We start from the raw sequence: 23886 nt of genomic DNA, 5'->3' as shown, positions 1-23886 counted from the left end.
TTTTATCTACTTTTTGATTTGTCACAACTTATTTAGGATTGCTATATTGGACGAAAAAGATAAATTACTAAATAAAAAATGGTATCAAACCTATTCCCATACAACTCGGTCCTCCTGTATTCCCCTCCTGGGAGGGGGAGGGGCGAGGGGTGGGTTGACTCAATAGCAGTAACCTAAATATTTGTAGCAAAGATTTATTAAACTGGTATTATACCCCTCGATTTTAGCTGATAGCTGAATGGTAATAGCTAATTAGGGTTTGCTGATTAAATCTAAAAGCATTGACATATCAAGACAAGTGTCTTTTTGGGGTCGAAAAAAGTGCCTGGTTTTCAGCTCTTCACGCTCAAAAAGTTAGTATTTTAGGCTCATAGTTGGGCAGAAAAATCATTCTTACAATTCTTACTCCTACCTCCTCGCTCCCGATCCATTTCTCCTGTCTTCCCCTCCTGGGAGGGGGAGGGGCGAGGGGTGGGTTGTCTCCTGTCTCCTGTCTCCTACCTCCTACCCTTACTAAAAGACTTTTTCAGCAAACCCTAATTAATCAATTAAATCATCTTTAATTAAAGCTTTAAAGTTAGGATTTGAGCTAATTTTAAAAAAATCAGCATCAGCTTCTGCCATTTCTCGATATGGTTGACCAGCACCTAAATTAATTGCTTGTTCTAAATTTTCAATAGCTAAATATAGCTTATCCTGTAAAGCATAACAACGAGCTTTATTATAGTAAGCCAAAGAATAATCTGACTGAATTTTTATGGCTTGGTCAAAACAAGCGAGCGCCTCAACCCAATTTCCTAAATTAGATAAAGCTTGACCTAAATTATTCCAAGCTTCCTGATAGTCTACTTTTATATCTATTGCCTTCTCATAACTAATAATTTCTCTTTTAGTATTCCCCAAATAAAATAAAGTTTTTCCTTGAAAATTCCAAGCTATATAATGATTAGGCTTAAGCTTAATGACTTGTTCAAAAGAATTCAAGGCTTCCTGATACCTTCCTAATTCAAATAATGCCTTGCCTTGATTATGCCAAGCTTGGTATAAACTTGGTTTAAACTTTATTGCTTGTTTGTAATTTTCAATTGCTTCTCGATAATGTCCTAAACTACTCCAAGTATTTCCAACATTGTACCAAGCTTGATATAGATCTGGTTTGATTTTTATTGCTCTCTCAAAAGAAGTTATCGCTTCTCGATATTGTTCTAAATTATTGAGTAAATTACCTCGATTATACCAAACTAAATAATAATTTGGTTGAATCTCTATCGCACGATTAAAGTTATTTAAAGCTGACTGGAATCTACCTATTAATTTCAAGGAATTACCTCGATTATTCCAGGCTTCATAGTAATCTGGTTTAATTTTTATTGCCTGATCGAAAGCAGTAATAGCCTGTTTATGCTTCCCCAATTTACTAAAATTTACTCCCATATTGTACCAGCTCTGATAATCATCTGGGGAAATTTTTATTCGTCCATCCATTTCATTTTTCAAGGAAGAAGAAATAAATAGTTTTAATCATTATGGTCTTGAAATTCAAAGATTTTTACTTATGAAGCAATATAGATTTTTCGTAAGCATTTAGCATTTCCTGCGGAATGCTGCGCAAACAGCAGTTAGCTATCAGCTCTTGAGAAACATCTACACTTCACACCGTAGAATTGTATCAATTGAACTCAAAATCATCGTTCTTGTAGTTCATTCTCTGATTAAAAATGTAATAGAAGTTAAACGAATGCTTGCTTCATTGATTAAAAAGCTAAGAGCTGAATACTTACAATGAGTTAATAGCTGATAGCTAACTGCTGAATGCTTACTTTGCAGCAAATATTCATCCCAATAGTATCAATTATTTCAAATCTAATAAACCGCTGGTTTTTAGCTTGGGATTAAAGCGAATATTTTCTTCTAAACCTCTAGTTTTTAATATTTCTAAAATATTAGCTTCAACTCGCCTAGATATATTTTTTAAGAGTTTTTCTTTAGCAACTTCATCAGTTAATGGGTCGTGATATTGTATTGCTTCTGCTTCTGTCATTTCTTGTTTAGCATCTATTGGCTGATTCCACTTTGCTTCTGCGCCATCATTATCTATAGGTAAAGACCCATTTTCATTAATCCAAGCAGTTTTTATACCTTCTAATATAGTACGATTCGGACGTTCAATAGTTTGTACTTTTAGCCAATAGCAACTATGAGGTTGACGGACTAAGTGTTGTTTAATACTCTGATATATATCACGAGAATAACCTACAAATAGTAATTTTTTATCCCGATCAAAAATTCCATAAACACCAATTTTTCCTTGTAAAGAAATTGGTAATTTTCCTTGAGAATCAATATAAGGTAAATATTCTAATTCTGACAGTTCTGGTATTTGAATTTCGGTATTAGTCATTATTTGAGATTTTCCTGTTCAAGGGTAATGTTAATTAATTCGGAATTGATAAAAGTTGATTAATCTCTGGTGATTTTATAGATGGCGCAGAGACGGCTTGGTTGAAATATTTTAGCTTTAAACATGAAGTTGGGCGGAACGTTAATGATAATATAGTCACTGGATTCGTGATACTGCTCAAATTCTTTTGCCATTCCTTTAGGTGTTTCTTTACTATAGGGAATTGGTTGAAATATTAATTCAGTAAATTCTAATTTTTCATATGGTAATTGTGAAGTAATTTGTTGAATAAAATTTTCACTTGTTAATAATTTGAATAACATTTGTTGAGCATTTTGTTCTAACGTGAAACTACTTTCAAAGCTTTCAATAATTTTTATACCCACTTTTTTTTCCTTTTCCATCTTCATCAAATTGGGCTATGGCTGTTGAGATAGTATTGCTTCTTCCTATAAAACAGAAAATAGCCTTTACTTATATTACTATTTGTTTGATTCAACTCAACTACCTTAAAATAAATATAAAGATTTGTTAAAATAAAATTTTATCTAATAATTTATGATAAAATTTTTACCTAAATATTGTATTGTCTACTATTAGACTATAAAACCTAACATATTCAATGGGGATCTTGATTTATGGAAGACACAGAAACATCATCAAAAGTTTCAAATAATTCCCAAAGTCAGCCTCATTGGCTACAAATAGCAGAATATACTGCTTTAGGGGCTTCAATTGTTGGTTCAGGTTTTGCATTAGTATGGGAAAAAATTTCGTTTGTTGCACCTCCAATAACATTGGCATTAATATTAAATTCAATTAATAGAAAAAGATTTGAAGAAAAAATACAAACACATATTAACAATGAGGTAGAAGAACTAAGAATAGATATTGATTCCGTCGATCGGTATTCAGAGAAAACACAAGAAAAAATTACTGAATTAACTCCAGAATATCCCATAAATTTTTCTCAAAATCAATCAGATTTTGAATTTAATACAATTACCAAAGAAGACTGGGACACAATAAATACTAAATTTTCAGATATTGATGAGGAATTACAATCATTAAAAGATTTAACTACAGATTTACACCAGGATTTAGGAGATAATTTACAATCAACAAATTATGCTTCTATGTCTAATAAAATTGAGGAACTACAAGAACAAGTAAATAAATTACAAGACTTAAACAGAGATATAGTTAGGCCATATTTTATTCATCTAATTCGTGCAGTTAAACAACTACAGAAAATAATCAAGTCTTAGTTATTAGGCTGTGCAGAAAGTAGACAGTTGAAAATCCGTTTTGATTTTCCTGGATCTATAACTTTTCCCCCGTTATCTGGGCAGCAATCAAATTTATGTTTATGGCAAAATTATAATATCGAAAATTTGGGGTGGATCTAGATAAATTCCACTTCTAGAATTCTAGAAAAATTATTTTATTAATAGCTGATACTATTGTAAATCAGAAATTCACTTTTAACTAATGACTATTTTTGAAACTTTCTTGAAATTTCTATTAATAAGTTTAGCAACTATCTACACTTCTGCTTTTGTGTTGCTAAGATTGCTGCAAAACCGATTGATATTTGAACCTGCACCATCGGTATTAGCAACTCCTGGTACTGTTAATCTTCCATATCAAGAAGTTTGGTTGTCAATTCCAAATTCTCACAAACAGACAGAAAAAATATCTGGTTGGTGGATTCCTCAAACTAATAGCAATTCTAGAGTTATTCTCTTTCTACATGGTGCTAAAGGTAACATGGCAGCTCGGAAAAATAGTTACAATCTCGAGCGGGTTGCTAAACTATATCAGTTGGGATTTTCGGTATTTATGATTGACTATCGGGGGTACGGTAACAGTAAAGGACGGTTTCCCACAGAAGCTACTGTTTATGAAGATGCATTGGTAGCTTGGAATTATTTAACTCAAGAAAAAAACTTTTCACCAGAAGAAATTTTTATTTATGGATACTCTCTTGGAGGAGCGGTCGCTGCTAATCTTTGCTTACAACAACCGCAAGCAGCAGGATTAATAGCTGAAGGTTGCTTTACTTCTATCAAAGATATGGCTAAATACAGACACAGACGTCGAATCCAGATATTTCCCCTCAACTTACTGGTCACCCAAAAATTTGACTTCATTGACAAAGTAAAATTATTGGAAATGCCCGTTTTATTTATTCATGGTGTGAACGATAAAACTATACCTGCAACCATGAGTCAACAATTATTTGCTGCTGCACCCGAACCGAAAAAACTGCTGTTGATACCAAATGCTGGACATAATGACCTGGCAGAAGTAGATAGCGATCGCTATCTAGCAGCATTGGAGGAATTTTTTGCTGCAGCGGAGGAGTCAGGAGTCAGGAGTCAGGAGGGAATTTTAACACAACTCAGGAGTCAGGAGTCAGGAGTTAGGAGTTAGAGTTAGGAGGGAAGAGTCAGGATTTCTCCTGTCTTTACTGTCTGGGGCGGACGAGGGGGTTGAAGCCCAACTACAAACAATTACGCTCCCTCGTAGTATTGCTCTAGACCTATCTTATTGATTTGGGAATGATATCAAATCCTGATAATTACTATACCCAAGTCCGAAGCGACTGGAACGGAGTGGAAGGAAGCAATCTCAGGGGTGCGCGGAGATTGCTTCCTATCGTCGCAATGACGACTATTCAACCGGATTTGATATGAAACCCCAGGGGGGGGGTTTATTTAACTTATTGGTCAATATCAATGTTTTTGGCTGAACCCGTCCCTACCTTCCGTTGTTTTTGGGGGCGGGTTTATTTAACTCATTGGTCAATATCAATGTTAAGGGCGGTATGAATATTAAACGTTAAAAAAATTGAATTGTAGGGGCGGGTTCATCAAGGGAAATCGATATCCCTTCAAAGGTTTAGCTAAACCCGCCCCCTATTTCACCCGTTGGTTTTGGGGGCGGGTTTATTTAATTTCTTGGTCAATATCAATGTTTTTGGCTAAACCTGCCCCTACCACTCCACAGAATAATAGGGAAAACGATTCGCTTTAATAAAATCTATCGCTGTTTTGGCGATCGCTGGAATTTCAATCTTGACAATTTTTTCCATACAATAGGTAAGGGAATTTGACCGGGGGATACCTTAGTTTTAGGAACTTTGCTCAATATCCCCCTCAATATTCTCTTACCCCAGTTATTACGGGCTTGTTTTTTCTTTGGTTTGTAACGCCGACAGAAACCTTTGTATCTATCGGCGCATTCTGACAAGGATGGGCCTAACTCAAAAAAGGCTGGATGCCATTGAGTAATACCATCGGTAGTTAGTTGTTCATAAGTGCCATAGTTAGAAAAGTCGTATAAAAAGCCTTCTTTCATCCCTGCTGCCTTGGGGTTGGCATGAATATAACGGATGGTGTTTAAGGCCCTTTCTTTGTCAGAGTTGGGGAAGCCATGGCAGGTTTACCTTTGTTCCCAAAAGTGTCCTTTGCGGTTAAGGAGGGCGTTGAAAGACATGGCAGAATACCAATTTATCCAGTGCATTTACTACCTAGTCATTGCGAATGGAGCGTCAGCGTAATGAAGCAATCTCGACGGTTGAGATTGCTTTCCCTTCGGGAATGCTCCGCAAACGCTTCACTTCGTTCGGCTCGCAATGACACAGGATTTTCTGCTTCCATCAAGTAATGGACATGATTGAGCATGATGCACAAGGCATACAGTTTAAATGGGTATTTTTCTTGTGCTTGTTTGATGATATGTAACAGTATTTCTCTGGTCTCACGGCGGGTGAGGTTGAAATCTCTGTTATTACACCGAGTCGTAATGTGGTACGAATAATCTGCTTTGAATTCTCTTTTTGGTCTGCCCATGTCCTTTCAGTTAACAGTTATCAGTTATCAGTTATCAGTCAGTTGGCAACTACACCGAACACTTCTGACTTCTGACTTTCCTGCGGAATGCTGCGCAAACAAACTTCTGACTTCTCTCCTCGTGCCAGGTATCACCTGAAAAGTTTCGGCCTTTAAATGGTTTATACTTTCTAGCTTCTGCCAATACCTAGCATAAAACCAGCGAGTGTGGTACTGTTCATACACGCATAGAGCGGCACAGCACCTCCCGTCCTCCCGTCGCCCCAGAGCGCGAGCGAGCGGCGAGCGCGGAAGAACCACGCACACACATACATAATACATACTAATATACGACTAGCAGCGCTCCCTAGCGCTCCCCCTTAACTCACGATCAATTCTATTTCTTCTTTTTTTTTTAATATTTCCGGCCGTAATGTTTGTTCGCATATGCATATTTGCCGCCCGAAACGGCATCCAAGTCCTCGTCACACATTGGCACAAGATCATGGCAGGAGGTGGGAATTTGGGGGGATGAAGATTGCATGGGTCGGGTTGGATGACCTTGGGGGTTGCAGGAGGTGGGAATTTGGGGGGATGAAGATTGCATGGGTCGGGTTGGATGACCTTGGGGGTTGTGTTTCATTAGTTGGACCTCTTCTTTTTGTTTTGTGGTCTTTTTGCATTTAATTATACCAGTTTCAACAAGTTTTTTCTACCTTCTTTCTATTTTCGCTTGACTCGGGTTTACATTCTCGCGCATTCAGTACCACAACTTCTGAGCACTGCGCATTTCTGACTCCCTGCGCTGCGGGTGTTTTAATAATTTTTAGCGCTTTTGGGTTCTTTTGGGTTTTTGAGGGTTTTGCCTCCTTTCTCCCAAACCGTCTCCCTGACTCCTTCTTCCTTATTCTGACTCCTACTAAAAACTGGACAAACTCCGTTACCGACAACTCCTTTCTCCTGACTACGCAATGTACTAGACTTTTGACTTTTAACTTTTGACTGAATAAAATATAGGGCATGAAACGAATAAATCCAAATCCTACCCCTAACATTCCCCCCTATACCTGGAATCGTCCCATTGGTCTCAATTGGGACAAACCTTACACAGTGCGCTATAGCAGTAACCTTGATGATGGCCCCTGGCACGGAATGCCCCTCGGAGGTTTCGGTGCAGGTGCCATCGGTCGTTCCCCACGGGGCGATTTTAATCTCTGGCATCTCGACGGTGGCGAACACATTTATCAAAATCTACCTGCCTGTCAATTTAGCATTTTTGAAGAAACAAAAGGCCACAAGCAAGCTTATGCTTTATCTACCGAGTCACCATCTGATGGCAGTCTCTCAACTTGGCAGTGGTATCCGAAACAAAAAGCAGGATTACATACTGGCACTTATCATGCTCTTTATCCCCGCAGTTGGTTTGTCTATGAAAACGTATTTACCGCACAATTAAGCTGCGAACAATTTTCCCCTATTTGGGCAGGTAATTATCAAGAAACCAGTTACCCCGTTGCCATCTTTGAATGGGTTGCTCACAACCCCACCGATGAACCCATCACTCTCAGCATTATGCTCACTTGGCAAAATACCATCGGTTGGTTTACCAATTCTGTGAAAACACCACAAGTGCAAGTTAGAGATGATGGTAGTCCAGTTTATGAATACAAACCAAGGTGGGGAGAAAGTACGGACAACTTTAATTTATTAGTGGAAGATTTCCATCGTATCGGTTGCATAATGACTAAGTTGAGCATTGCTGATGACCCCGCAGAAGGGGAAGGTCAAATGGCGATCGCGACTTTTACTAATGCTGGTGTTGAAGTTAGCTATCACACGCGCTGGAACCCTGTTGGCAATGGAGAAGATATCTGGCGCTACTTTGCAATAGACGGAACCCTGATGGATGAAGAGAATGAACTACCTGCACAAGAAGGAGAGCAAATCGGAGTAGGGATATCGGTTCGTTTCACTATCAGACCAGGGAGAAGCAGAAAAATTCCTTTCTTCTTAGCTTGGGATTTGCCTGTGACTGAGTTTGGTGCGGGGGTTTCATATTATCGCCGTTATACTGATTTTTATGGTCGCAATGGCAAAAATGCTTGGTCGATGATTCGTACTGCCATGAAACATTATCAAACCTGGCGCGAGAATATTGAAGCTTGGCAAAATCCGATTCTACAACGGGAAGATTTGCCTAATTGGTTTAAGATGGCTTTGTTTAATGAACTTTATGACCTCACGAGTGGGGGAACTATTTGGAGTGCTGCTAGCGAAGACGCTCCTAAAGGTCAGTTTGCTGTTCTGGAATGTTTGGATTATCGTTGGTATGAGAGTTTAGATGTGAGGTTATATGGTTCTTTTGGGCTGTTAATGTTGTGGCCGGATTTGGAAAAATCGGTGTTAGTAGCGTTTGCACGAGCAATATCGACGGCGGATGATACACCGAGAATTATTGGTTATAATCAAGCATCAGCGGTGAGAAAGATAGCAGGAGCAACACCCCATGATTTGGGGGCACCAAATGAGCATCCTTGGGAAAAGACAAATTACACCAGTTATCAGGACTGCAATCAATGGAAGGATTTGTCTAGTGATTTTGTGTTGCAGGTTTATCGGGATTTTCTGTTGACTGGTGCAGATGATTATGAGTTTCTCTGGGAATGTTGGTCTGCTGTGGTGGAGACACTAGCATATCTTAAGGCTTTTGACAAGGATAATGATGGTATTCCTGAAAATGAGGGAGCGCCAGACCAAACTTTTGATGATTGGCAGTTGCGGGGAGTGAGCGCTTATTGTGGAGGGTTATGGTTAGCTGCTTTGGAGGCAGCGATCGCTATTGGGAAAGTTTTAATTGAGCATCCGAGAGAAATTCCTTATTATCCACCTCAAGGTTTTCAGTCTGAGGTCGATAAAAATTCTGTGGATGCTATTAATAATCAAATTTCTGTTTATCAAAGTTGGTTAGAAAAAGGATTAGTTGTTTATCAAGAGAAGTTATGGAATGGGGAATTTTATCGTTTGGATAGTGATAGTAATTCGGAAGTGGTAATGGCGGATCAATTATGTGGTCAATTTTATGCTAAGTTATTAAAATTGCCGGATATTGTACCTAATGAATGTGCTTTTTCTGCTTTGAATACTGTCTATAATTCTTGTTTTAAAAAGTTTCATAATGGCAAGTTTGGAGCAGTGAATGGAGTATTACCTGATGGTTCTCCAGAAAATCCTGATGCTACCCATCCATTAGAAGTTTGGACGGGAATTAATTTTGGTTTAGCTGCTTTTATGGTGCAAATGGGAATGAAGGATAAAGCTTTTGAAATAACTGAAGCGGTGGTGCGACAAATTTATGAAAATGGTCTACAATTTCGCACCCCAGAAGCTATTACTGCTGACGGAACTTTTCGAGCTAGTCATTATCTCAGAGCAATGGCAATTTGGGCGATAGGTTTTTAAAGTCAAAATTCAAAAGTCAAAATTTTCAATTCAAAAGTCAAAATTTTCAATTCAAAAGTCAAAAGTCAAAAGTCAAAAGTTTGAATTTATAATTTTCAATTCAAAATTCAAGAGTCAAAAGTTAGAATTTTCAATTCAAGAGTCAAAAGTTAGAATTTATAATTTAGGAGGTTTTGAAATTCAAAAGTCAACAGTCAAAAGTTAGAATTTATAATTTAGGAGGTTTTGAAATTCAAAAGTCAAAAGTCAAAAGTTAGAATTTTCAATTCAACAGTCAAAATTTTCAATTCAAAATTCAAAAGTCAAAAGTTAGAATTTATAATTTAGGAGGTTTTGAAATTCAAAAGTCAAAAGTCAAAAGTTAGAATTTTCAATTCAAAAGTCAAAAGTTAGAATTTAGAATTTAGGAGTTAGGAGGTATTTGAACTATTACATTTTTAAATTCATAATCCCTGTTCCCTGTTCTCTCTTTTCTGGAGATTTCTAATAATTAAAATTATGAAAAAGAATAGCATCCCTTAATATTTCTAACGTAAGCATTTCCTGCTGACTGCTACGCAAACAGCCTTCAGCAATCAGCAATCAGCTATTGTTTTTAGTTTTATATAAAAGCTTTACTAATTGAGGCATAATTTATATTTAACTATAAAAGCGGGCTAAAAAGTCTATTTTCATTAAAACCCCTTCCTTTTGCGCTCGAGCTGACAGCTAATACCAATTTGAAAAAAGAATGCTACAAAAAAGTAGATATTGCTCGGATATTCTTAAAAATAGCGACTCCAGTTCATTTGAGATAGTTATGTCTATTTTTTTTCCCTATTTTTTCAATATTTACCCCTTCTTCCTTATTCCCTCTTCCTTCTTTCTTACTTCTACCATTTGTAACAAACATTTATCAAATTGGTATAATAGCTGAATGCTTACTTTCTAACTTCCTTCTTACTTAATATTTCCAACTTCCTTCTTTCTTCCCTCTTCCTTCCTTAATATTTCCAACTTCCTTCTTTCTTCCTTCTTCCTTCTTACTTCTTCCCTCTTCCTTCTTTAAATTATGAAAATAGTTACTTGGAACGTCAATTCAATTAGAACTCGTCAACAACAAGTTATAGAATGGTTACAAACAAATCCTGTTGATATTCTCTGCTTACAAGAGACCAAAGTTATTGACCAAGATTTTCCGCGATCGCCTTTTGAAGAATTAGGCTATCATACTTATATTTCTGGTCAAAAATCTTATAATGGTGTAGCAATTTTTAGTCTTTCCCCAATGCAAGATGTTAGTAGTGGGTTTGCACCTATTTTAGGTGAGGATAAAGTGGGAGATTTTGACATACAAAAACGGTTAATTACTGGGGTAGTAAATAATGTTCGTATTCTGAATCTTTATGTTCCTAATGGTGCTAGTGTTGGCAGTGAAAAATATGATTATAAACTTCATTGGTTGAAACTTTTGCAAGAATATATCAAAATTGTTCTTGACAAATCATCAAACTTGTGTATATGTGGAGATTTTAATATTGTCCCAGAAGACCGAGATATTCACGACCCAGAAGGTTGTAAAAATTCTGTGGGATTATCCGATGCGGAACGCCAAGCTTTACAAGAAATTCTCAAATTGGGATTAGTAGATGCTTTTCGCCAGTTTACCAGCGAAGGAGGTCACTACAGTTGGTGGGACTATAGAGCAGCAGGTTTTCGCCGTAACCGTGGTTGGCGTATTGACCATCATTATCTGAGTTTGCCCCTCTCTCAAAAAGCCACAAGTTGTATAATTGACAAATCTCCAAGACAATTACCAAAACCTAGCGACCATACGCCAGTTATTGTGGAATTTTGAAAGAAGGAAGAAGGAAGAAGGAAGGAGGAAGAAGGGAAGATTGAAGCAATAATTAGGTAATTATAGAAACCATTTCCTTTATAGCAATTTCCATAGTTATAAGGTACATTTACGATCCCCCTAAATCCCCCTTAGAAAGGGGGACTTTTTCCTTTATAGCAATTTCCACAATTATGAGGTACATTTACAATCCCCCTAAATGCCCCTTAGAAAGGGGGACTTTGAAAGTTCCCCCCTTATTAAGGGGGGTTAGGGGGGATCTAAAACTATACCTCAATTATTTATAGCTAATACTAAGTTTTTTATTTGGTAAATTTTCCAATTAAACTATTAATAACCAACAAAAAATAATTATGTTTTTAGTAACAGGAGCAACCGGAGACTTAGGGCAAAGAATAATCAGAATATTGAGAGAAAGAGAAATATTAGTCCGTGCTTTTGCCAGACTAAATTCTTCTTATTCTGAATTAGAAAATCGTGGAGCTGAAATCTTCATAGGCGACTTAAAAATAGACAAGGATATTGAAAAAGCTTGTCAAGGAATTGAATATATTATTAGCGCTCATGGTGGGGCGAATGATGTTCAAGCAATTGACTACCGAGCTAATATTGAACTGATAGATTGTGCGGTGAAAGTTGGTGTTAAACATTTTGTATTTATCTCCGTCTTAGGAGCAGAAAGAGGATATGAAGATTCACCTACTTTTAAGGCAAAAAGAGAGGTAGAAAAATATCTCAAAACGAGTGGATTAAATTATACTATTTTGCAACCTTCTGGTTTTGCTTCTAATTTATTACCACTGGCAGAAAGATTTAAAGATACAGGAATTTATCTACTTATTGGAGATGACAAAAATCGCACTTCAATAGTTAGTACAGATGATTTGGCAAAAATTGCTGTGGATTCTGTTTCTGTACAAGCTGCTTGTAATCAAATTTTGCCTGTAGGTGGACCAGAAATTATTTCTAGAGGAGAAATTTCTCAGATATTTAGCAAAGTTTTTAACCGGGAACCGATAGTTATTAATCCACCTTTATTTGTGTTTGATGGATTACGAAATACTGTGGGATTGTTTAATTCTGAGTTACAAAAAAGTCTAGGTACTTTAAGAGTATTATTGGCAAATGAATTTTTCTGCACTCCAGAAGAAATTGAGAATTTAGAGAGAATATTTGAGATGAAAATGGAATCTGTAGAGAGTTTTATTCGCCGAAAAATGGGAGTGTGAATAAAGTAGGGACGTTACGAAGTATGTGCAAGCAAACGGCCGTTCGCCCTAGATATATTGGTTTTGCGTAAATTCTGAAAATCTTAAACAATAAAAAATAGGAATAGTGCTGCATTGTAATTATTTTTGTTAGGAAGCACAACAGTGGGAGCATCTTGCTCCCGTACTCCCTGTAAACATTGATTGTTACTATCTAACATTACTATGCAGGACTACCAATAATATTATCAGGACTTACGCAGGGACACTAAATCGAGTGAGGGCGTTAGCGGAGCTTGACGTTAGTCAATGCCATTCGCCCCTACTGACTTCATGTAGCTCTCCCGGCATCGCATACTACACGAAAACCAAAAAGGTTGATGTGGATGTCGCGCCTAATGTTGAAGTAGCGAATCGCAGAACGGCAGAAATTAGGATTATAGTTCCAGGAACCGCCACGCAGTACGGGATAATGTTCTTTTCCATCATTTTCTAGCCAAGCACTACCATCAGTAGGGGCGCCTTCATAGTTTTGATGCCAGTCATCAGCGCACCACTCCCAGACATTGCTGTGCATATCGTATAAACCAAAAGTATTAGGAGGAAAACTCCCTACATCTGTTGTTTCTTCTCGATATTTACCTTTAGATGCCTTGCCATAAATATATTTGCCATTGTAGTTAGTTAACTCAGACGTTATAGTTTCTCCAAAATAAAAAGGTGTGGTTGTACCTGCGCGACAAGCATATTCCCACCGACTCTCACTCGGCAGTTTGTAGTTTTTCCCAGTTTTCTGAGATAGCTTTTGACAAAATTCTGTTGCATCGTACCATGACACAGATTCTACTAGGCGGTTTCCCCCTTGAAAATCAGAAGGATTTTTACCCATAATTGCTTGATATTGGTTTTGAGTAATAGGATATTTACTCATATAAAAAGGTTGCAGAGTAACTTTATGTTGCGGACTTTCCCAATAATTTCTTCCCTCTTCATTTTCTGGCGAACCCATCGTAAAAGTACCTCCAGGAATAGCTACCATTTCCAACATCACACCATTACCCAAATCTTCAGTGAAAAATGCTGCTTTGTGGGAATGACGATTAATTTCTTCGCCTTTCATATTTACAGTTATTACGTCAAATTTTTCCAAGTAAAAATGAAAAACATCAGGAGGAATTTCAGGCCAAATCTTCTTCAAAGCTTCAATAGATATTGCCGTTCCCTCCTTTCCTTCCTCTTCATTTTTCCCCTCCATGTGAGTAGTTATGCCCACAACAAAACCTGTTTCTAAATCTACAACAGGTGCTCCACTATAACCTTTTTGCAATTTACCAGCTTCTATTTTTAGCTTCCCAATAGCAACTTCTTCTCCCACATTTTTGATAATCTGGAATGCCTTTTATTCACCAACTTCAACCATCATAATTCCTTTGATTGTTTTGCGACGACGCACCTTATTTTTACCCCAAAGAAAATAACCAGGAATTGAAATTTTTAAACTTATTTCTAGCTCTCCAGGTAACATCATTAATCCTAAAGGAAGAACAGACAAAAGTTCTTTGACTCGCAAAACTGCCAAATCAAAACCCTGAGTATCTCCTATTGCCACAACTTCTGCGGAAATATTATTTACCAATACATTTTCCTCACCACCCACATCCTCAACAACATGAGCGCAAGTCAGCAAATAAGTGTAATTTTCTTCTTGATAAAAAGCAAACCCAGTACCAATAACATCTGCTTTGAAAGATTGATCGCTAGCACTGGTAATTAAAACAATAGATTTTTCTAACTGTCCGTTCATTCTTTTATTCTTTAGTAATATAAAGATTAGCTTTTCCCTGAAAATTAAAACCAAATTTTACCTCATTCTACTAGCTCGCCTAGCTTGAAAATGTGGTGAAATTTTAGAAAATATAGACCTCTCCCCCCTTGGAAAGGGGGGTTGGGGGGGATTTTAGCGTTGGGTTTTACTCACAATTTTAGTTTAGACGAGCTACTACCTTTAAATCTTACTACTAGACCGAAACAGTTAATTTGCTCAGTTATTATTGGTGCGGGGGCGAATTTATCTCATCATTTGTCACCCCCATTAATTTAACCTGGAACCCGGCCTTAATACTAGACCGAAACAGTTAATTTGCTCAGTTATTATTGGTGCGGGGGCGAATTTATCTCATCATTTGTCACCCCCATTAATTTAACCTGGAACCCGACCCTAATACTAGACCGAAACAGTTAATTTGCTCAGTTATTATTGGTGCGGGGGCGGGTTTATCTAAATCATTTGTAACCCCATTAATTTAACCTGGAACCAGACCCTAATACTAGACCGAAACAGTTAATTTGCTCAGTTATTATTGGTGCGGGGGCGAATTTATCTCATCATTTGTCACCCCCATTAATTTAACCTGGAACCCGCCCCTACTTTTGTAACATTTTAGGTGGTCACGCCACTACTTTACTTCTGCTCTCTTCCTTCCTCCCTCTAAAATGTAATATTCAACTAAAGATGATATAAGCAGCAACAAATTTTGATATTATTTAGATACCTCAAGTAGTTATTAAAAATTCAAAAAATGGAAAAACCTGCAAAAAATCAATATCCAATTAATGAGTTATTAAAACAACGTTGGAGTTCTTTAGCTTTTGCTGACAAAATGGTTTCCTCAGAAGTATTACTTTCACTTCTAGAAGCAGCAAGATGGTCTCCTTCTTGTTTCAATGAACAACCTTGGAGTTTCATAATTGCTACTAAGGAAAACCCCACTGAATATGACCGTCTTTTTAGTTGTATTGTAGAAGGAAATCAACCTTGGGCAGGTCTTGCTCCTGTATTAATGTTATCCATTGCGAAACTTTCTTTTGACAGAAATAATCAACCAAATAGACACGCTTTTCACGATGTAGGTTTAGCAGTTGCCAGCTTAACTTTTCAAGCAACAGAAATGGGTTTGAGAGTTCATCAAATGGGAGGTTTTGATGTTGATAAAGCACGGGAATTATATAAAATTTCAGCAGAATATGAACCAGTAGCAGCTATAGCTATTGGTTATCCAGGAGAACCCGATATTTTGCCTGAGTCTTTACGAGAGAGGGAACTTTCTCCCCGCAGTCGTAAACCGATAAATTCTTTTGTATTTACTGGAGAGTGGGGTCAAACTGCTTCATTTATTTAGTTTTTAAAGAAGCGAATTGAATATTTGTCATTCCTGTAGGTTGGGTTGACGTAGGAAACCCAACAATAATAACGCCCGTGTTGGGTTTCTTTCCTCAACCCAACCTACTAGCTAATAACTGACTATAGGGTAGGGCGATCGCCCTACCCAAAATTATATTTGAGTCGGGTACAATTTTCATAGCTTCCCTGTAATTATCCTCTAAAAAAATCAAGCAACGCCTGAGTTACTTCATCTGGCACTTCCTCCAGCATAAAATGACCGCATTTCAAACCTTGACCTTGCAACAAACCTTCTATCACTATTTCTCGCCAGGTTTCCAAAACATCATAAAGTTTTCCCATGATATCAAATCCGTTTAATTCGGTATAAAAAAATGTTTCATCTTCAACCATTACCAAATATTTCTCGATCTCCCCATCTCCCCACATTCCCCTCCTGGGAGGGGGAGGGGCGAGGGGTGGGTCCCATCTCCCCATCCCCCAATCTAATTACACCGATGCTACCGGATTTGATATGACTCCCTTCTCTCCCCACAATACCAATAACGGACACTGTATTTTCGTGTCAATATCTGCTGCATCATGCTCTAAGTCAATAGAGGCAACAGCACGGTAGTCTTCATAACAGACATGAAACTGGTACAGATCAATTCCCTTGCTGATCTATGATTTGAAACATCGGCAAATTCCTCAATTCTCGTAATCATTCGTCACTGTGCAACGCCGAATAAATAGTTAAAAACACCATAGATTTATCCCTACTAAGTTAGTGCTAAAAGCAACATTAAGAGTTTCCATGGACTTCACTAACCACCAAACTTTACCAGTGGTAGCTCCTTGATAATGATTAAAAAGAATAGAAAATTTTTGTTCTAAATAAGGTTTAGCTTGGTGACAAAATAGTACAATCTTCAAGAACATACCAATCACTATTGTCGCTCCAAGATTATTAATCAGGTCATAAAAAACAAAATGTTTTGGTTGCTCAAGACTCTCAACAACTAGAAAATCTAACATTTTTTTGCAAGTACCTAAAATTAGAGAATCATTGGGTTTTTGAGTATTATTATCAGACCAAGTATTTTGTAATTTATCATATAATTTGCGATTAAATTGACATTTACTATAACCAGGATCGATTGTATCAGTTAAGTATTCATATAGTCCATCTTTAAAAGTACCATAAGAACAAGTAAAATCACAATAAGTTTGAAACTGTTGAGCTTGGTCTCGTAATGTTTGGCAACCATGAACTTTTTTGGTAAAATACTTAACTACTTCATTTAATTCTTCGTCTTTCATTAAAGTAGGATTTTCAATAGAATTGCTTTTCCTGGGCAACCTTTGATAAGTGATATATTTAGACAAATCTATTTCATATTTTTGCTGTTGTCTTCTTCCAATCATTTTAATTTCTTGTTGCTCTTCATCAGTACTCTCATCATTGAAAAAACAATGTTCATATAGATATGGATATCGATCAATTAATTTTTCTAACTTCCGATCTGCAATTTTTGTATTTTCTTGAGTTTCCCTGATAAACATCTTAGCTAAACGTTGTAAGGCAACATATTTTTCAGTCTCAGTAAAACTGCTAATTAAAGTGCGTACACGTTTAGAAGTCCAACAAGAGGGCAGGTTATTTGGTTTTACCTGGAATATACTTACTAATTCTGGAATTGATTTTTGCAGTTGTGGGTTTTGTAACCAACAGTTAATTAATATATAGCAACTTCTATTGAGAATATTATGAAATTCTTCTTCATCAGGATCGGCATGAATAATTGTTTCCATTACCTGCCATATTTCAGGGATAAAATATCCAGAAGCATCAATAAATAGAGCCCTAAAATTACCAATTAACTCTTCGGGGTCTTGTTGACGAGCTAAATCTTGTAAATGCTGATAAAGTCGCTGTTCTTGTTTGGCCGATTGATGATTATTATTAGTTGATAAAGAGTTTAAATTATAATTTAACATTCTTGAAAATCCCCTCTGATAATTAATTATAAGCTAATTTAACTTGCTCTTCAATAAAGTAGATTTTTGTAATAATTGATGATTATATCTGGCTTAGTAGAATAGATATTTCAATAAGAATTAAATTGCAATTTTGAACAGATTTGTTAGACCAATATTTTTGAGATTATGATAGTAAATTTAACTCATATAAAAATATGCTCAATGTCCGTATTTACCTAAAAATATGCGTTATGAATTAGGTTAAATCTGAAATACAGATTAAAGTTTGTAATACTCACTCTAGTTTATAACTTTTGCTTATTACAATCTTAGTCCTATCCATAACTAATCTTTATAAGCTAAATTAAGTATAAAAATTAGATTATACTCTAACTATTAATTTTACTCTGGAATTACTTGAATTTATGTAAAGATTTGATGAAGAATCTAAGAGTTCAGTAGATTTTTTGATGATAAGTTTACTGAAATCCTGTAAATGCAGAAGCTTTTAGTTAAGTGTAAATACGGATAATTCGTAATCAAATAATTACAACCAACACCATTGTTAAGAATAAGTAGTCTGGCAAAAGTACTAATATTGGTCGGTACAGAATTTTCATTTTTAGGAAGTAAATTATAGTTATCTAGTGCTCCCTACTGCCTCAAACAAACGAATTTTGTATCTCACTGTTTATGGGAATTGCTATATAGTATTCAGATTGATATTCCCCAGTCTAAAAATGCGGGGATTCTTGGTTCGCTGACGCAACGCTGCGCGAACACTGACTCAACATCACCTCGCAGAATTTCTCCAACTCAGCCAGAAGGCCAATCTCCCCAAGGGTAGGTTCCGGTGTGCCCCACCGTACATAGTGCTTTCTTGAGAATATTTTTGGCAGCGTTCACTTTCTTGCTCACTTGACACTGTAGGTGTTTTAAACACTTATATCATGTCCGGTTGAATAATTAGACTTTGCTGGAAGGAAGGCAGCTATGCTGGAGGCAGGAGGCAGAAGGTTTTATCCTATTGTCACCTTAATTTTATACACGCTCCGATGCTACCGGACATGATATTACTCATGGGTCTATAAGTTTTTGGACTTTTAAACACCTTACCATTAGAGCAAACGGCTAATTCCTTAATTCCAATATTGACACCAATTGTAGGTCTTTGTGCTTCAATACTTGGTTTCTCAACTTCATATTTACAGCACTTTTCATTTAAGTAGACTACAAAATTCTGTTGGTGCACGGGAGTAGGGAGTAGGGAGCAGACAGTAGGAGAATGCTTTGGCCACTGTAGTCTATCTATTTGAAAACCGCTATAATAGCTATAAACCATTGATCGGCAGTACGAGAAATCACACAATTATGTATTGCTGTTACAGGTAATGGTTTGGCAAGACGCACCCAACCTATTGAAGGTAATGTAAGACGAAGGTTTTTCAATCAACAAAATTGGGATGGTTCAAACTGATAAATATACACCATCCGATACTATTTTGCTAACAATTGTTAACAATGCACAGTAAGATTAACTTACTGAGGGGGTATCTCCCAATGTGGTAGAAAATTTTTCTACCACGCTTTTGATCAAAATTCCACGCGCTCCGTTTAAGTCGCGTTCGAGGCGAAAACCATCGTTACCAGTCACAACTTTTTTGCCACCTAAATTGTTGAGGATTTCACCAGTCCAGCTAACGGTTTTGCTAGTGTAGGCTTCACTTACATCTACAACTACTTTGTTATATTCAGCAGCTTTATGCTTTAAGAAAAGCTCAAACCTATAGTGCGCCCAGTTCAACATCTGTCTCACTGACTTACTTCTGAGTTTTCTGCTTGATTTGGTTGTCATCTGAGAAACTTCAAAAGTTGGGAGTAAAATCACATCAAAATTTTGAACTAAAAATAAAGCAACTTTGTGATGCAGCTCCGAAATAAGATTCCTAATTTTCAATCTCATTCGATTAGCTGCTTTTTTCATCCGTTGCTTGGTTTTAGACTTAGCTTTAGTTAGCCTAGAAATCAAATCATCTAAGTGATAGCAAAGTCTCTGGATTTTGCCTATATCACCAGAACCTATCCAACCAAAACTATTTTCTGAAAATAGGGTTAAAAAGTTTCTAACTCCGGGGTCTAATGCTACAACTCGTCCTTGATTCTCCAGATTGTACTTTGGTAAATCCACTGACAAACAAAGGTAATATTGTCCTCGTTGCACAACTATTCTGCCATCCCCAAAACCTTCTGGTATTGGTTCTGTAAATCTAATTTGACCTAGTTTAGTGTGGTAAATACCTTTTGTTGATACTGCCGATTTAGGTATGTAGCAAGACTGAATAGGATTTTTACGAGATTTGAATTTTACCTGCTGTACCTGTCCTGTTTGAGAATACTTAACTTTTGCTTCTCTAACTGCTATACAAGCATCACGAACAGCAATAGATTTTATCTGGTAAGGAACAGGTTTAGACCACTCAGGTAAATTTTTCAAAATCCCACCCTTGATTGCTTTCCAATTAGCCTTGGTATCAGGTTGCTGAAGGTATTCAACGGTTCGGTTATAGGTAAACCTAGCCACACCTATCCATTGTCTGAGTAGTTGCTTTTGTTCACAATTTAGGTAAATCCGAATCTTCTTTGATTTTTTGTTTGTACTTTCTAAGTCCGTGGACTCTACAGGAGAATATGTGAATGATCGAGAGAACATCGGCGACCATTTCTGATTCTGGACAATATATAGTTTGCCCTTGAACCAGGATTTCCCCACCGTTTTGTTCGACCAAATACTGTATAAGCTCGAATCCAAATCTGGTAAGTCTGTCCCTACAGGTAACAATAATTGTGAGCTGATCCCCTCGCAAGAGTCTGTCCAGTATGGCTCTAAGACCTTTTCGTTTGAAGTTGAGTCCACTGCCGATGTCTTTGATAACTTCTGCTTTTGGGTACTGGTTTTGCATGAACTCAACTTGTCTATTGAGGTCATCTTTTTGTTTTGCTGATAAGACTCGGCAGTAGCAAATAAGGGTAGTTCTAGTTGCACCTCTGATGTAAGATTGTGCGTTATACAATCTTTGCCCGGCTTCGTTTTTGATAATTTCGATTTTGCCTTCATCTGCATATTTGCGTAGTGTGTTAGGATGCAAGCCAAGTATTTCTACGGCTTTCTGGGGTGGAACATAACCCATAATGCTATCTTGGCATACATATAGGAGCTTATGTGAATATATGTGAGCAAATAGATAATAGTTAGTCAACCCTTAAATTTAACTTTAGCGTGGCCTTGGTTGACCCCTTTCCATCATTTGCAAAGCATCTGGACTAGGATTAAATCGATAACCCCAAGAAGAGCGATCGCCATCATCCAATATTTGAGGTGTTAGTAGGACAATTGTCTCTGCTCGTTGATTGTCATTTTGGCTGCTGCGGAAGAGGGAACCAATGATGGGTAAATCTCCCAAAATAGGCACTTTATCTATTATTGTTCTTTCTTGCTCTTGAATAATGCCAGAAATAATCAGAGTTTGTCCATCCCGCAGGCGAATTCTACCGGATTCTACCCGACGCCTGGCAATTTCTGTACCAAATTCACTTTGATTATCAGCGTCTGTTGGCACCCTGTTTGAAATAAAGCTTACTTCTGGATTTACTGTTACAGTCACAAAACCATTATCGTCTATTCTCTCTACCTGTATAGCTAGGGTTAAACCTACATCTTCAAACCTAACAGTTCTAGTTTCTCGACTCGTACCTCCATCATCTGTAAAATTACTGTCAATACTTCTGACAATATTTTCTACAAGTCTGACACTAGCTATTTCTCCTTCTTGAACCACTAAAGTTGGATCGGTGAGAATCTTGGCATTACCAGTCCTCACAGTAGCCCTTAATTGACCGAGAAATCGCCTTGGATACAAAATTTGAGGGAATAAGCCAAATTCTGCATCTCCTAATTCCACATCTATTACCCCATTATCATCAACATCTATTTCTGATGGTTCATAATCATCAATACCAACTCTTGTCGGTTCACCTGTGGTGGGAGCTATAGGTCTGAGGAAAGTTCCTCTACCCTGATTAAGGTTAGGGATACCAGTACCTGGAACTTCAAATGTACGTTGGCTATCAAAGAATGGGTCTCCCAAAATTGGGTTACCAGTGACAGGGCGGGAAAGAGGGTTAGTAGCATTCTGTTGTGTAATACTAGCAGGTTGAAGACTACCAAAGTTTAGAGATGCTGCCCCATTATCGTTAATAAAGAAACTGTCATTAACCCCAAAGGAGAAACTACTATTAAGGTTTTCCTCTGCTGATAAGTTAATATCTATAACCTTTACGTTTACAGCTACTTGCCTTTGTCGCAAATCTAGCTGTACCAATTGGGCCGCAGCAATCTCTACTTGTTGTGGTGGACCTACTAAAGTAACACTATTAAGTCGGCTATCAGTTACTACCTGTAAACCTTTTAACAACGGAGGAGCATCTTGGGGGTCGTAGCGTAGAGGCTGAATAACTGTTCTTTCAATTGTTTCTGTATTTGTAATTGCCTGATTAGTTCCAGGAATATTAACTGTATTTACCTGAGTTACTGGCTGACTTGTCACAACTGCACTTTCAGCTCCCATACTAACTAAAAAACCCGCAGCAGCTTGGGCAGTAACTTGGTTTAAGCGGAAAGAACGGACTACAACATTTCTGGCTTCTGCTGGTAATTCTTGCCCCACAAATACTGTATTCCCTACTCGGTTGGCCTGCAAACCACTTAGACGCAGAACATAGTTAAAAACATCTTGAACAGACTCATTTTCAATATCTAGGGAAATACTAGGTCCAGTTTCTTCTTCCCCACCTGAACTGAAGGCTACATTCAACCCGGCAGCTCTAGCTAGTAAAGCTAAAACATCTCTGACTGGAGCATCTCGCAAAACTAAACGAGGTATTCTTTCTTGTGTGCCTAAATCTATAACTTCTACTGAGGGATTAATATTGGATATTGCTATGTCACCTACTGGTGGTGCTACTGCTCGTGGTTGAAAAGGAGGGACTTCACTGGGGGATGGTTGTCCTGGTAGGGTGGGGAAACCGTCTCCTGTGAGTTCAGAATCAGGTAATAATACCTTTGGTTGTTCGGTTGTAGTAGTTTCTCTTGGAGGTACTACAGTAGGTTCTGGTTGTACAGGTGGGGGGGCAGGTTCAGATGCTTCTGAGGGTGGGGGAAAACTATTAGGTTTAGGTGTGGATGCCTGAGCTACTTCTCCTGACCCTGCAGCAGCGCTCAGAATAATTCCTCGCCCCCCCCCTTGAATTATTCTGCCTCTGGGAGGGCCTTTTGTTCCTTGGATGACTACCCGCACACTGTTGGCATCTACCTGCATTACTTCTACATATTTTATGCCAGGTGCTGGACTATCTTTCCGAAATTTGTTGCCTTCGGGAATCCTCAGTTGAGCATTGATTATGTCTGCAACGAAAGAGTTATCTCTATTAACTGAGAAAACTTCGGGGCGATCGCCATTGTTTGTCACTAGGACAATGTTCATGCCCCCTTCTGCTGAATTTAACTGGACTTGGGTAATTTGTGTAACTGCAAAAGCTGGTGTCTGGGCGATGATTACCGCAGCTACCCCTCCTAACAGTCCACTACTAAATTGAATTTGCTGTTTCACTGTCCTCACTCCACGCTAGGCCATGATTAGGAAAATGTTGGTTTGACATCTCCAGGGGTTGAAACACCCTGGATTCTGTGTAAAAAAACACCGCAAAAGGGACAAATCCACTTTTACTTCCAGCCTGTCAACAGACTTCTAGACTCCTCGGGGTAGACAAAAATCCACCTGTGAGCTTACTTTCAGAGCAGATTTTTACTTCGGGTTAAAACTCCCGTGTCGTTATTCAACCAGGGGATAAATCCGCCTAGCTAACTCTCTACCGTCGTTTTTTATGTATTTGGCTAGAGTATAGGGCTTTATCCACAGCTTTGGAACTGTCACCTTTCAAATTTT

21 protein-coding genes are annotated in these 23886 nt (G+C 37.6%); 6 read left to right on the top strand and 15 right to left on the bottom strand.

What is annotated here, in order from left to right; genetic code table 11:
- Positions 1-67: 67 nt before the first annotated feature.
- From F6K18_RS02620 to F6K18_RS02605, 4 genes are all read right to left on the bottom strand, one after another.
- Entirely contained in the window at positions 68-190 is a 123-nt protein-coding gene (locus F6K18_RS02620) for a hypothetical protein (RefSeq protein ID WP_287518386.1), read from the bottom strand.
- A 350-nt stretch (positions 191-540) separates the two neighbouring features.
- Entirely contained in the window at positions 541-1485 is a 945-nt protein-coding gene (locus F6K18_RS02615) for a tetratricopeptide repeat protein (protein WP_287518384.1), read from the bottom strand.
- Between the two features lie 367 nt (positions 1486-1852).
- Positions 1853-2401, bottom strand: coding sequence for a GIY-YIG nuclease family protein (locus F6K18_RS02610; protein WP_287518381.1), 549 nt, complete (start codon positions 2399-2401; stop codon positions 1853-1855).
- 59 nt (positions 2402-2460) lie between these two features.
- A complete protein-coding gene (locus F6K18_RS02605) occupies positions 2461-2805 on the bottom strand; it encodes a hypothetical protein (protein WP_375339663.1) in 345 nt (114 codons plus the stop codon).
- 234 nt (positions 2806-3039) lie between these two features.
- Here F6K18_RS02605 and F6K18_RS02600 point away from each other — a divergent pair, with 234 nt between their 5' ends.
- Positions 3040-3669 (top strand): hypothetical protein, encoded by a 630-nt coding sequence (locus F6K18_RS02600; protein WP_287518379.1) that lies wholly within the window; start codon positions 3040-3042, stop codon positions 3667-3669.
- Between the two features lie 223 nt (positions 3670-3892).
- Positions 3893-4837: an alpha/beta hydrolase gene (locus F6K18_RS02595; protein ID WP_287518377.1), complete on the top strand. Its 945-nt coding sequence runs from the start codon at positions 3893-3895 to the stop codon at positions 4835-4837.
- Positions 4838-5446: 609 nt separating this feature from the next.
- Here F6K18_RS02595 and F6K18_RS02590 read toward each other — a convergent pair.
- Together F6K18_RS02590 and F6K18_RS02585 are read right to left on the bottom strand one after the other, a co-directional pair.
- The gene (locus F6K18_RS02590; RefSeq protein WP_287518375.1) at positions 5447-5764 is read right to left on the bottom strand and encodes a hypothetical protein; all 318 of its coding nucleotides are present in this window, start codon (positions 5762-5764) and stop codon (positions 5447-5449) included.
- Positions 5765-5940: 176 nt separating this feature from the next.
- Positions 5941-6258, bottom strand: coding sequence for a transposase (locus tag F6K18_RS02585; RefSeq protein ID WP_287518373.1), 318 nt, complete (start codon positions 6256-6258; stop codon positions 5941-5943).
- A 999-nt stretch (positions 6259-7257) separates the two neighbouring features.
- On the opposite strand from F6K18_RS02585, the gene F6K18_RS02580 reads away from it, so the two are divergent.
- From F6K18_RS02580 to F6K18_RS02570, 3 genes are all read left to right on the top strand, one after another.
- Positions 7258-9696, top strand: a complete 2439-nt coding sequence (locus F6K18_RS02580) for a GH116 family glycosyl hydrolase (RefSeq protein WP_287518371.1) — start codon at positions 7258-7260, stop codon at positions 9694-9696.
- 1051 nt (positions 9697-10747) lie between these two features.
- Positions 10748-11533 carry an exodeoxyribonuclease III gene (gene xth, locus F6K18_RS02575; protein ID WP_287518368.1) on the top strand — a complete coding sequence of 262 codons (786 nt, stop codon included), beginning with the start codon at positions 10748-10750 and terminating at the stop codon, positions 11531-11533.
- 353 nt (positions 11534-11886) lie between these two features.
- Positions 11887-12762 (top strand): SDR family oxidoreductase, encoded by an 876-nt coding sequence (locus F6K18_RS02570; RefSeq protein WP_287518366.1) that lies wholly within the window; start codon positions 11887-11889, stop codon positions 12760-12762.
- Between the two features lie 310 nt (positions 12763-13072).
- On the opposite strand, the gene F6K18_RS02565 is transcribed toward F6K18_RS02570, so the two are convergent.
- Positions 13073-14116 carry a formylglycine-generating enzyme family protein gene (locus F6K18_RS02565; protein WP_353734989.1) on the bottom strand — a complete coding sequence of 348 codons (1044 nt, stop codon included), beginning with the start codon at positions 14114-14116 and terminating at the stop codon, positions 13073-13075.
- Positions 14117-14140: 24 nt separating this feature from the next.
- Entirely contained in the window at positions 14141-14545 is a 405-nt protein-coding gene (locus F6K18_RS02560) for a trypsin-like peptidase domain-containing protein (RefSeq protein WP_287518364.1), read from the bottom strand.
- A gap of 775 nt (positions 14546-15320) precedes the next feature.
- Here F6K18_RS02560 and F6K18_RS02555 point away from each other — a divergent pair.
- Complete coding sequence (locus F6K18_RS02555) at positions 15321-15920, top strand: nitroreductase family protein (RefSeq protein WP_287518362.1); 600 nt, start codon at positions 15321-15323, stop codon at positions 15918-15920.
- A gap of 194 nt (positions 15921-16114) precedes the next feature.
- On the opposite strand, the gene F6K18_RS02550 is transcribed toward F6K18_RS02555, so the two are convergent.
- The 7 genes from F6K18_RS02550 to F6K18_RS02520 all read right to left on the bottom strand — a co-directional run bounded on the left by F6K18_RS02550 (position 16115) and on the right by F6K18_RS02520 (position 23550).
- Positions 16115-16315 (bottom strand): alpha/beta fold hydrolase, encoded by a 201-nt coding sequence (locus tag F6K18_RS02550; protein ID WP_124146825.1) that lies wholly within the window; start codon positions 16313-16315, stop codon positions 16115-16117.
- Positions 16308-16475, bottom strand: a complete 168-nt coding sequence (locus tag F6K18_RS02545; RefSeq protein ID WP_205127506.1) for a hypothetical protein — start codon at positions 16473-16475, stop codon at positions 16308-16310. Before F6K18_RS02545 ends, F6K18_RS02550 begins: the two co-directional genes overlap by 8 nt.
- A 182-nt stretch (positions 16476-16657) precedes the next feature.
- Positions 16658-17902, bottom strand: coding sequence for a hypothetical protein (locus tag F6K18_RS02540; protein ID WP_287518357.1), 1245 nt, complete (start codon positions 17900-17902; stop codon positions 16658-16660).
- A 1290-nt stretch (positions 17903-19192) separates the two neighbouring features.
- Positions 19193-19333 (bottom strand): hypothetical protein, encoded by a 141-nt coding sequence (locus F6K18_RS02535; RefSeq protein ID WP_205127210.1) that lies wholly within the window; start codon positions 19331-19333, stop codon positions 19193-19195.
- An 85-nt stretch (positions 19334-19418) separates the two neighbouring features.
- Positions 19419-20594 (bottom strand): transposase, encoded by a 1176-nt coding sequence (locus F6K18_RS02530; protein ID WP_287518354.1) that lies wholly within the window; start codon positions 20592-20594, stop codon positions 19419-19421.
- Entirely contained in the window at positions 20497-21072 is a 576-nt protein-coding gene (locus F6K18_RS02525) for an IS607 family transposase (protein WP_287518351.1), read from the bottom strand. Before F6K18_RS02525 ends, F6K18_RS02530 begins: the two co-directional genes overlap by 98 nt.
- Positions 21073-21156: 84 nt before the next feature.
- Positions 21157-23550 carry a type IV pilus secretin family protein gene (locus F6K18_RS02520; RefSeq protein WP_287518348.1) on the bottom strand — a complete coding sequence of 798 codons (2394 nt, stop codon included), beginning with the start codon at positions 23548-23550 and terminating at the stop codon, positions 21157-21159.
- Between the last annotated feature and the right edge of the window lie 336 nt (positions 23551-23886).

The sequence above is a fragment of the Okeania sp. SIO2C2 genome (assembly GCF_010692625.1).
Lineage (GTDB): Bacteria > Cyanobacteriota > Cyanobacteriia > Cyanobacteriales > Microcoleaceae > Okeania > Okeania hirsuta.
Note: the sequence above shows the minus strand (reverse complement) of the source record. Positions and strands in the feature narration are given on the sequence as shown.

Bases quoted from the DNA above. Each gene is read 5' to 3' on its own strand.
- F6K18_RS02530 (WP_287518354.1), bottom strand. From the start codon at position 20,594: ATGTTCTCTCGATCATTCACATATTCTCCTGTAGAGTCCACGGACTTA.
- F6K18_RS02615 (WP_287518384.1), bottom strand. From the start codon at position 1,485: ATGGATGGACGAATAAAAATTTCCCCAGATGATTATCAGAGCTGGTAC.
- F6K18_RS02590 (WP_287518375.1), bottom strand. From the start codon at position 5,764: ATGAAAGAAGGCTTTTTATACGACTTTTCTAACTATGGCACTTATGAA.
- F6K18_RS02600 (WP_287518379.1), top strand. From the start codon at position 3,040: ATGGAAGACACAGAAACATCATCAAAAGTTTCAAATAATTCCCAAAGT.
- F6K18_RS02595 (WP_287518377.1), top strand. From the start codon at position 3,893: ATGACTATTTTTGAAACTTTCTTGAAATTTCTATTAATAAGTTTAGCA.
- F6K18_RS02570 (WP_287518366.1), top strand. From the start codon at position 11,887: ATGTTTTTAGTAACAGGAGCAACCGGAGACTTAGGGCAAAGAATAATC.
- F6K18_RS02580 (WP_287518371.1), top strand. From the start codon at position 7,258: ATGAAACGAATAAATCCAAATCCTACCCCTAACATTCCCCCCTATACC.
- F6K18_RS02610 (WP_287518381.1), bottom strand. From the start codon at position 2,401: ATGACTAATACCGAAATTCAAATACCAGAACTGTCAGAATTAGAATAT.
- F6K18_RS02550 (WP_124146825.1), bottom strand. From the start codon at position 16,315: ATGGTTGAAGATGAAACATTTTTTTATACCGAATTAAACGGATTTGAT.
- F6K18_RS02560 (WP_287518364.1), bottom strand. From the start codon at position 14,545: ATGAACGGACAGTTAGAAAAATCTATTGTTTTAATTACCAGTGCTAGC.
- F6K18_RS02605 (WP_375339663.1), bottom strand. From the start codon at position 2,805: ATGGAAAAGGAAAAAAAAGTGGGTATAAAAATTATTGAAAGCTTTGAA.
- F6K18_RS02525 (WP_287518351.1), bottom strand. From the start codon at position 21,072: ATGGGTTATGTTCCACCCCAGAAAGCCGTAGAAATACTTGGCTTGCAT.
- xth (WP_287518368.1), top strand. From the start codon at position 10,748: ATGAAAATAGTTACTTGGAACGTCAATTCAATTAGAACTCGTCAACAA.
- F6K18_RS02540 (WP_287518357.1), bottom strand. From the start codon at position 17,902: ATGTTAAATTATAATTTAAACTCTTTATCAACTAATAATAATCATCAA.
- F6K18_RS02585 (WP_287518373.1), bottom strand. From the start codon at position 6,258: ATGGGCAGACCAAAAAGAGAATTCAAAGCAGATTATTCGTACCACATT.
- F6K18_RS02555 (WP_287518362.1), top strand. From the start codon at position 15,321: ATGGAAAAACCTGCAAAAAATCAATATCCAATTAATGAGTTATTAAAA.